Source organism: Oleiphilus sp. HI0117, from assembly GCF_001635235.1.
Genome location: NZ_LWGA01001491.1, coordinates 1 through 5582 on the forward strand (window position 1 = coordinate 1; position 5582 = coordinate 5582).

General features: G+C 44.5%; 5 protein-coding genes. 4 read left to right on the plus strand and 1 reads right to left on the minus strand.

What is annotated here, in order from left to right:
• A partial coding sequence (locus A3757_RS24685; RefSeq protein WP_369819610.1) for a YbaN family protein occupies positions 1-414 on the plus strand: 414 nt, incomplete at its 5' end.
• On the opposite strand, the gene argH is transcribed toward A3757_RS24685, so the two are convergent.
• Positions 411-1844 carry an argininosuccinate lyase gene (gene argH, locus A3757_RS24690; protein ID WP_068554139.1) on the minus strand — a complete coding sequence of 478 codons (1434 nt, stop codon included), beginning with the start codon at positions 1842-1844 and terminating at the stop codon, positions 411-413. The genes A3757_RS24685 and argH overlap by 4 nt on opposite strands.
• Positions 1845-1958: 114 nt before the next feature.
• Here argH and A3757_RS24695 point away from each other — a divergent pair, with 114 nt between their 5' ends.
• The 3 genes from A3757_RS24695 to hemC all read left to right on the plus strand — a co-directional run bounded on the left by A3757_RS24695 (position 1959) and on the right by hemC (position 5529).
• The gene (locus tag A3757_RS24695; RefSeq protein WP_082865346.1) at positions 1959-3041 is read left to right on the plus strand and encodes a sensor histidine kinase; all 1083 of its coding nucleotides are present in this window, start codon (positions 1959-1961) and stop codon (positions 3039-3041) included.
• Positions 3042-3044: 3 nt separating this feature from the next.
• Complete coding sequence (locus A3757_RS24700) at positions 3045-3803, plus strand: LytTR family DNA-binding domain-containing protein (protein WP_068514509.1); 759 nt, start codon at positions 3045-3047, stop codon at positions 3801-3803.
• 775 nt (positions 3804-4578) lie between these two features.
• The gene (gene hemC / locus A3757_RS24710) at positions 4579-5529 is read left to right on the plus strand and encodes a hydroxymethylbilane synthase (RefSeq protein ID WP_068514508.1); all 951 of its coding nucleotides are present in this window, start codon (positions 4579-4581) and stop codon (positions 5527-5529) included.
• Positions 5530-5582: the final 53 nt, after the last annotated feature.

Consider the following 5582-nt stretch of genomic DNA (forward strand, 5'->3'; position numbering starts at 1 on the left):
AGAACCGTAAATGTATTTGTCAGGAAAGTAGTAATGAAAGGCAGCGTCAAAATACTTATTGCCTCCTTGGGGTGGCTCTGCGTCATCCTTGGCGTGATTGGTATTTTCTTGCCGATATTACCGACAACACCTTTCTTACTATTAGCTGCCTGGTTATTCACTCACTCATCGGAACGTTTTCACCGCTGGTTACACGAACACCCGAAGCTAGGCCCCATCATTTCAGTTTGGAAAAGCGGCGAAGGCCTGGACAAAAACATTCGAACCCGGATACTAATATGTATGTGGGGAAGCATGCTTTTATCCGCACTCATCATTGGCAAGTTATGGGCCGTCATTATGCTTAGCTGCATAGGTGCCGGCGTCACAACCTATATCTGTCGCCTGCCAATCAAGTCAGGCACGACAAGTTAACGTGCAGCTAGTTTTTCAAGAACTCTGTCAGCCGCAGCAGAAACCTGTGCAGGTGCCGTCCCGCCCAGGTGATTTCGTGCATTAACAGAGCCTTCAAGCGTCAGAACGTCAAATACATCTTCTTGAATCTGATCGCTAAACACCTGCAACTCTTCTAGTGTCATGTCTGAAAGGTCTTTTTCCTCAGCAACACCATATGCCACGGCTTTACCAACAATTTCATGCGCATCACGGAAAGCCACACCATTAACGACTAAATAATCAGCCAAGTCAGTCGCGGTTGAAAAGCCCCTACGTGCTGCTTCTCTCATATTTTCAGCCTTCACCTCAATCGCCGGAATCATATCAGCATAGGCCTTCAAACAACCTTTTAAGGTATCCAAGACATCAAATAATGGCTCTTTATCTTCCTGGTTATCTTTGTTGTATGCCAAAGGCTGAGACTTCATTAACATCAATAGAGAAATCATATGACCCGTTACCCGGCCCGACTTGCCTCGTACCAACTCTGGCACATCTGGATTCTTCTTCTGCGGCATGATAGACGAACCAGTACAGAAGCGGTCCGGCAAGTCGATAAAATCAAACTGAGCCGATGCCCACAAAATCAACTCTTCAGAAGCTCGCGATAAGTGAATCATAACCAAGCTGGCAAATGAACAAAACTCTATAGCAAAGTCACGATCACTGACTGAATCAAGAGAGTTCTCACTAGGTCGGTCAAAGCCTAATAACTCGGCCGTAATGCTACGATCAATAGGATAAGTCGTTCCCGCCAAAGCTGCTGCACCTAGCGGCATAATATTCACGCGCTTACGACAGTCCATCAAACGCTCATAGTCACGTTGAAGCATCTCGTTCCAAGCAAGAATATGATGACCAAAAGTGACTGGCTGAGCTGTTTGCAAATGAGTAAAGCCCGGCATTATTGTTGCAGCCTCACGCTTAGCAAGCCTTGCCATGCCATCCTGAAGACGAGTAATTTCACTGGCAATCACATCGATTTCATCTCGTAGATACAAACGAATATCTGTCGCAACCTGGTCATTTCGAGATCGCCCTGTATGGAGTTTCTTGCCCGTGATACCAATTTTTTCTGTTAAGGCTGCCTCGACGTTCATATGTACATCTTCCAGTTTGACAGACCACTGGAATTTGCCACTCTCGATTTCTGCCTGAACCTCTTTCAAGCCCTGAATGATTTGCGTTTTCTCTTCTTCAGTCAGCACGCCAACTTTTGCCAGCATCGTCGCATGCGCAATAGAGCCCTGGATATCGTGGAAATACAAACGCTGATCAAACTCTACTGACGCAGTAAATTGTTCAACAAAAGCATCGGTAGGCTCGGTAAAGCGTCCTCCCCATGGCTTTTCTTTACTTGAATCACTCTGCGTATTTAGCTGGCCGTTATTGTCGTTTGCATTGCTCATGTTTGATTACCCATCTACACTGAAATTTGTGGAGTCAAAATTGCGGCGCGCATTGTAGCACAAAAGCGAATAATACGCCTTAGTCATCCCTTGTAAAGAAACCAGTCATTTATCATGCATAGAAACGCCAAGCAATCACAGCCAAACAAAAACAGCCATGCTGATGATTCTAAGCAAGCTTCAGGGAGTGAGCAGAACTCCAATTTTGTCATTCCTGACCTTTGTCGAATCAATGCCGTTCTGTTTCTGCTGATCCTAACCCAGTTTCTAGCGCTGGTTTTATGTCTGGTCTTGAGTTCAAACGAGTTAATCAGTTGGGATAAACTAGGCCTGCTATCTATTTACTGCCACTCACTCACGCTCAGCTTTGCAGCGGTAATCTGTACAACCCGAAAATTTCTATTTGGCAAAAGCCCGAAATTTATCAGCATTTACTTCTTATCTAGCAATGCCATCATCACGCTGTTTTTCAGTTGGCTAGGCATCAACTTCCTGCTGCCGGGCGTCATTACAAAACCGGAACTATTTCTATCAAAGAGTTTACTCATCAGCTCGATGCTCGCGAGCATCTTACTGCGTTATTTCTTCCTGCAACACCAATGGCGAGAACAGCGCCAAGCAGAACTTCGAGCGCGCATCCAAGCACTGCAGGCTAGAATTCGTCCTCACTTTCTGTTTAATAGCATGAACAGCATCGCCAGCCTGATCGCAATCGATCCACAAAAAGCCGAAGATGCAGTCATAGATCTATCAACCATTTTCAGGGCTACATTAAACAACCAAACTTCTCTGATTCCGGTTCGTGAAGAAATTGAGCTATGCCGACGATACTTGAATATTGAAGCCCTTAGATTAGGAAACAGGCTAAAGATTGAATGGAAGCTCAACAACGCCAAGAAAAAGGTATTGATCCCCCCTTTAACCCTACAACCATTAGTAGAAAATGCGATTTATCATGGTATTCAACCGCTAACTGAAGGCGGCACTATTAGCATTGAAACCGAACTCAAAAGAGATCATTTATACATTTTGATCTCAAACCCTTTTGACCCAGAAAAACAGGCACGACACGGAAACCAAATCGCATTAGACAATATTAGCAGCAGGCTCCAGGCAATTTTCGGCTCAGGCGCTATATTAAAGACTAGCCAACTAAACAATATTTTTACCGTTACTTTACGTATTCCGGTTAACTAAGATATGACAGCAAACAGCCCTATTAGTGTATTTATCGTCGATGATGAGAGCTTGGCAAGAGAGCGCCTAAAGCGTTTAATTGAACGAAATTGTAACTATCAGGTTTGCGGTGAAGCTGAAAATGGTGAACAAGCCTTGGTACGGATTGAGGAGCTTAAGCCTGATATTGCGCTTCTGGATATCAGAATGCCAGGTATTGATGGCCTGGAAGTGGCCAGCGCTCTGGCAAAAAAGCCGCACCCTCCTGCCATGATCTTTTGCACCGCCTATGACGAGTATGCCATCGACGCCTTTAAAAAGCAGGCCATGGGTTACTTGTTAAAACCCGTTCGAGGCGAAGAGCTGGAAAGTGCTCTGGCTCAAGCAAAGCATGTTAATCAACTGCAGCTAAAATCTATCAAGGAGCAGGATAGTAACGAAGAAGCTCATTTTGTCGCACACAGTTGGCAAGGCCAGGAGTTACTTCCTTTCGACTCGATTTACTTTTTTAGATCCGAACAGAAGTACCTTACCGTTGTCCATGCAAACGGTGAAACCCTAAGTGACCAAACATTAAAGGAGTTGGAACAAGCTCACCCAGACAAGCTCCTGCGTGCCCATCGCAATACACTGGTCAATGCCAAACACATCTCAGCAATGCACAAGAGCTCCGATGGCCACTACTACATACATATACGCAATACCGACTTTCGCATTCTCGTCAGTCGTCGACACGTAAGCGAACTCAAGCAAAGAATAAGTGAACAATCCTTTCAAGCCTAAGACTGCAACTAAGCACCTTCTAGAATAAAAATGAGCTTCCACTCAACAACTTAGAGAACCTGTTCACACTTTATCCTCTCTCTTTACCTCAATAAATGAAGTTTTTCGAAATACCCTCTCGATCCAACCAAATGTTACACACCGCTACAGGGAGATCTCTTATCATTGAATAGGTAGTCTTCATCAAATGGAGTGGACGATTTGAACAACACACACACATCAACAATGACCAAGCGCGCTTTGTTCGTAATAGGCTTGTTATGTCTGTGTCTGTCATTTAATACTCTAGCTTTTGAAAACTCACGCAGCAATAGCGGTGATGATGATACTATCCTCATCGAGAGCTCATCTGACACTAAATTTTCCTATAGTACAGCGATCAAATCCTTCTCTAAGCACGTGCTTAAATTTGATATCGATTCTCTCTTAAGCGGGGGAAAGAATTGCACAGATTCCGTCATTCGCAATTTTAATGACCTTTCAGATAGAACAAAGTATCGACTAAATCTTAAACAAGATCGACTGGAAGTTAAATTAACACTTAACTTCTAACCTTCATATAGCCAAGTTTGACTCAAGTAAGCGCCCAAGAAATAAAAGTGATCTTCACTTGATTTGTATCTTTTCGACTTTATTTCCAGTTCCGTTATACTAAGTCGCCATAACAGGCTGTATCTAGCTCACTATTCTTTATTTGGTTTCACCACCAATACAAATAGCGACGCAATTCAATATATAGCACCCACTCCATTTGCCAATAGTGAACGACTCGAACATGTCTACATCAAGCCCAATCAAGACCCTCAATATTGCTTCTCGTGAAAGTGCTTTAGCGTTGTGGCAAAGCCGTTATATAAAGTCTCAACTTGAAGCTTTATACCCAGGCTTGGAAGTCAATATTAATGGCATGACAACCAAAGGGGATAAGATTCTAGACGTCCCCCTTGCTAAAATCGGTGGCAAAGGCTTATTTGTAAAAGAGCTTGAAGCATCAATGCTAGAAGGCATTTCAGATATCGCCGTCCACTCAATGAAAGATGTCCCTATGGAGTTCCCCGAAGGTCTTGAGCTAGCCGTTATTTGTGAGCGGGAAAACCCCTTCGATGCTTTCGTTAGTAATCAATACGACTCGATCGATCAACTTCCAGAAGGTGCAATTGTTGGCACCTCAAGCCTACGCAGGCATAGCCAACTGGCCGCCTCTCGCCCAGACCTAGATATTCGCCCTTTAAGAGGCAATGTTAATACTCGTCTGGCAAAGCTCGATGCAGGCGAGTATGACGCCATTATTCTTGCAGCCTCTGGACTCAAAAGACTTGAATTCAATGAACGCATCAAAAGCGTCATATCGGCTGAGCAATCACTTCCAGCTGTTGGCCAAGGCGCTCTAGGCATTGAGTGCAGAAGCAAGGATGAGGATATTAAAAAATTATTGGCGCCCCTCATTCACCCAGAAAGCGAGTTCTGCGTAAAAGCTGAACGCGCAATGAATCACCGGCTCCATGGTGGCTGTCAGGTTCCAATCGCCGGATATGCAACCTTAGAAAGCGAGACACTGACACTCACCGGCTTAGTTGCCTCAGAAGATGGCGCAACCATCCTTAAAACAAGCTTAAGCGGCCCACAAGCTCAATGTGAAGAGCTGGGTGTTGCCGTAGCGGAAGCTCTGCTTGAAATGGGTGCAGGCCCTTTACTAGAAGCTGTCTATAACAAAGCTCAAGTTTAAGCCAATGACAAATAAACTCGTTACCGAGCAGGCTTTCAAGCGACTAGGCCTGC